3 protein-coding genes and 2 pseudogenes are annotated in these 2,354 nt (G+C 44.9%); all 5 read left to right on the top strand.

All coding sequences use genetic code 11. The features are described 5' to 3' along the window. A pseudogene (locus PL85_RS17865) lies at positions 1 to 219 on the top strand (3'-5' exonuclease); the annotation flags it as partial. A 2-nt stretch (positions 220 to 221) separates the two neighbouring features. After that, complete coding sequence (locus tag PL85_RS17860; RefSeq protein ID WP_013867777.1) at positions 222 to 455, top strand: hypothetical protein; 234 nt, start codon at positions 222 to 224, stop codon at positions 453 to 455. A 2-nt stretch (positions 456 to 457) separates the two neighbouring features. Next, the gene (locus PL85_RS17855; protein ID WP_038148555.1) at positions 458 to 991 is read left to right on the top strand and encodes a hypothetical protein; all 534 of its coding nucleotides are present in this window, start codon (positions 458 to 460) and stop codon (positions 989 to 991) included. Positions 992 to 1,031: 40 nt separating this feature from the next. Beyond that, on the top strand, positions 1,032 to 1,265 hold the full coding sequence (locus tag PL85_RS17850) for a hypothetical protein (RefSeq protein WP_159049404.1): 234 nt from the start codon (positions 1,032 to 1,034) through the stop codon (positions 1,263 to 1,265). Between the two features lie 33 nt (positions 1,266 to 1,298). Further along, a pseudogene (locus tag PL85_RS17845) lies at positions 1,299 to 2,354 on the top strand (IS3 family transposase); the annotation flags it as partial.

Below are 2,354 nucleotides of genomic sequence, written 5' to 3'. Positions count from 1 at the left end.
CTTCTTCATGACGGCACTAACTGCGCAATGACTTGGTACGCTGATTTTTGGCGTCATCCTGACACTGTTAATGGCGGTTACCGCTGGCAATCTCTAACCAATGCTTGCAATCAGCAAGGTGTTGACGTTTCAGACCTTAGCACTCACCGCGCCTTAGCTGACTGCGAAATGACACGCCGCCTTATTCATGCTGTTAACGCAAAAATTGAGGCTCGTTAATCATGGCAATTTTAGTTAAGAAAGCTAAGTTATCAAACTCAATGAATCCGTTTGTGATTATTCAGTTAACTTCAAATCACTTTCTTTCTTCAAACGGCTCTTATGGCTCCAATCGTTTTGCTATCACTCCATGTCGCCTTAACGCCGTTAAGCTTCCTCTTGTTACTGCTAACTCTGTTTTGCATCAAGTTAAGCGTGAATTTCCTCTAGCTCAAATTTCATACGAGGTTTGCTAGTTATGAGCATGGAGCATTTATACACGCCAGCTCTTGAGCCTGTTCGCCATTTCTCCGAACCACGCTTGCCGATTGAGCCTAAGCGTTTCGTATCTGCTCCTAAATTTATTTCCAAACCTCGCCTTTCGTCTTTTGCCCAGTTCATGGAGGATTTCAAACTTCCTAAGCGTTACGACCTTTCAAAAATCAACACGCTTACCAACTGGCGCGAGGACTTGTACCGCTCTACTTTTCGTCACGGTGATTTTAGTCGCCACATGACGCGCTCATTTTTAGATACCTGTGACAACAAATCGTTCAATGAGGCCATGATTCAAGTTCAAGCCGCCAATGACCGACTACTGATTAACGGCCACAGCGCGGCCATGTCTGACGATGAAATAAAAGATTTGGCATCCGCTAAATCTCGCGCATTTAAAAAGCAAATTCTTTCTTTGCCTGAGCCTGAGCAATTCGCCAAGGCTTGCCAACTTTTGGCCTCTCTGGGCCTTTCGTTCCGTGATGAATTAATCAAAGAAAAGGGGAAAAAAAGGTGAACTTTTTTCTTTGGTTAATCGCGTTTGTGATGAGATTTTCTTGCGTAGACAGTTGCGCAAAAAATACGCATACATCGTTGAGCAGGTCGCTCGTGACTTGTCGCTTGTGCAACGTGCTAAGCAAGTCTATTGCTCTGACTTTTCCGTCATGCGCCAACGCGAGCGAAACACATCAAACCAAATCGCGCTTGAGAACACGGTCGCTTATGACCCTAACGATTTAGAAAACTGGTTCACGATTGCTGTGATCCGCCCCAGCAGTTTTGGACACTGAGTTAAGTGAGTACAATCACTAACGAGGTGAACAATGACAACTAAGAAAACTAGAATTAAACATTCCCCTGAATTTAAAGCAGAAGCCCTGAAGTTAGCAGATAAAGTGGGAGTAGCTGCGACAGCAAGACAGCTTTCTTTACACGAATCTCAAATCTACGGGTGGCGGAAGAACTCGAAGAAAGACACCAGTACTAGTCAGCGAGAGCAAGAGCTAACCGCAGAGGTTGCCAAGCTCAAAAGGCAGTTGGCTGAGCAAGCTGAAGAGCTAGAAATTGTAAAAAAGGCCGCCACCTACTTCGCGAAGAATCTAAAGTAGATTGCTACGAGTTTATGCTCGAACACCTGCTGTGCTTCAGTATAGTGCGTATGGCTAAGGTGTTCGGGGGTTTTATTACTGGATTAAGCATCGGCACAACGCCATCCAACGTGAGGCTATTCGCCAACAGCTTGATACAAAAGTTAAAGAAGCTTTCGACAACAGCAAAGGCCGAGATGGCTCAAGGCGTATCCAAAAAGAACTGTCTGAGAACGGTGAACGCTACAATGTTAAAACCATTGCTGCCAGTATGAAGCGTCAAGATTTAACGCAGAAAGCTGCACGCAAGTTTAAGTGCACTACGGACAGCAAGCATCAAATGCCTGTTGCTCCAAACCTGTTGGCTCAGAATTTTAGCGCATCTGCTCCGAATGAAAAATGGGCTGGAGACATCACCTATATAGCGACAAGCGAAGGCTGGCTGTACTTGGCGGTAATTATTGACCTTTACTCAAGACAAGTAATTGGATGGTCTATGGATACCAGAATGACGGCTACGCTGGTCTGTGATGCGCTATCAATGGCGTTGTTCCGTCGCGGATTCCCCGAGCAGGTTATCGTTCATAGTGATCGAGGTAGTCAGTACTGCTCAAAAGATTATCGAGATCTCATAACTGCTTATAATCTAAAACAAAGTATGAGTAGGAAAGGAAATTGCTGGGACAATGCTTGTGTTGAGAGCTTCTTCCATTCTATGAAAGTTGAAGCAATCCAAAATGAGCCGATTATGACGAGAGACCAGATGCGCCACACGATCTTCGAGTACATAGA

Origin of the sequence: Vibrio anguillarum (genome assembly GCF_001989995.2) — a bacterium.
GTDB lineage: Bacteria > Pseudomonadota > Gammaproteobacteria > Enterobacterales > Vibrionaceae > Vibrio > Vibrio anguillarum.
Note: the sequence above shows the minus strand (reverse complement) of the source record. Positions and strands in the feature narration are given on the sequence as shown.

What these genes read in the sequence shown, in the direction of transcription:
- PL85_RS17860 (WP_013867777.1), top strand. Translation starts at nt 222, where the DNA reads ATGGCAATTTTAGTTAAGAAAGCTAAGTTATCAAACTCAATGAATCCG.
- PL85_RS17855 (WP_038148555.1), top strand. Translation starts at nt 458, where the DNA reads ATGAGCATGGAGCATTTATACACGCCAGCTCTTGAGCCTGTTCGCCAT.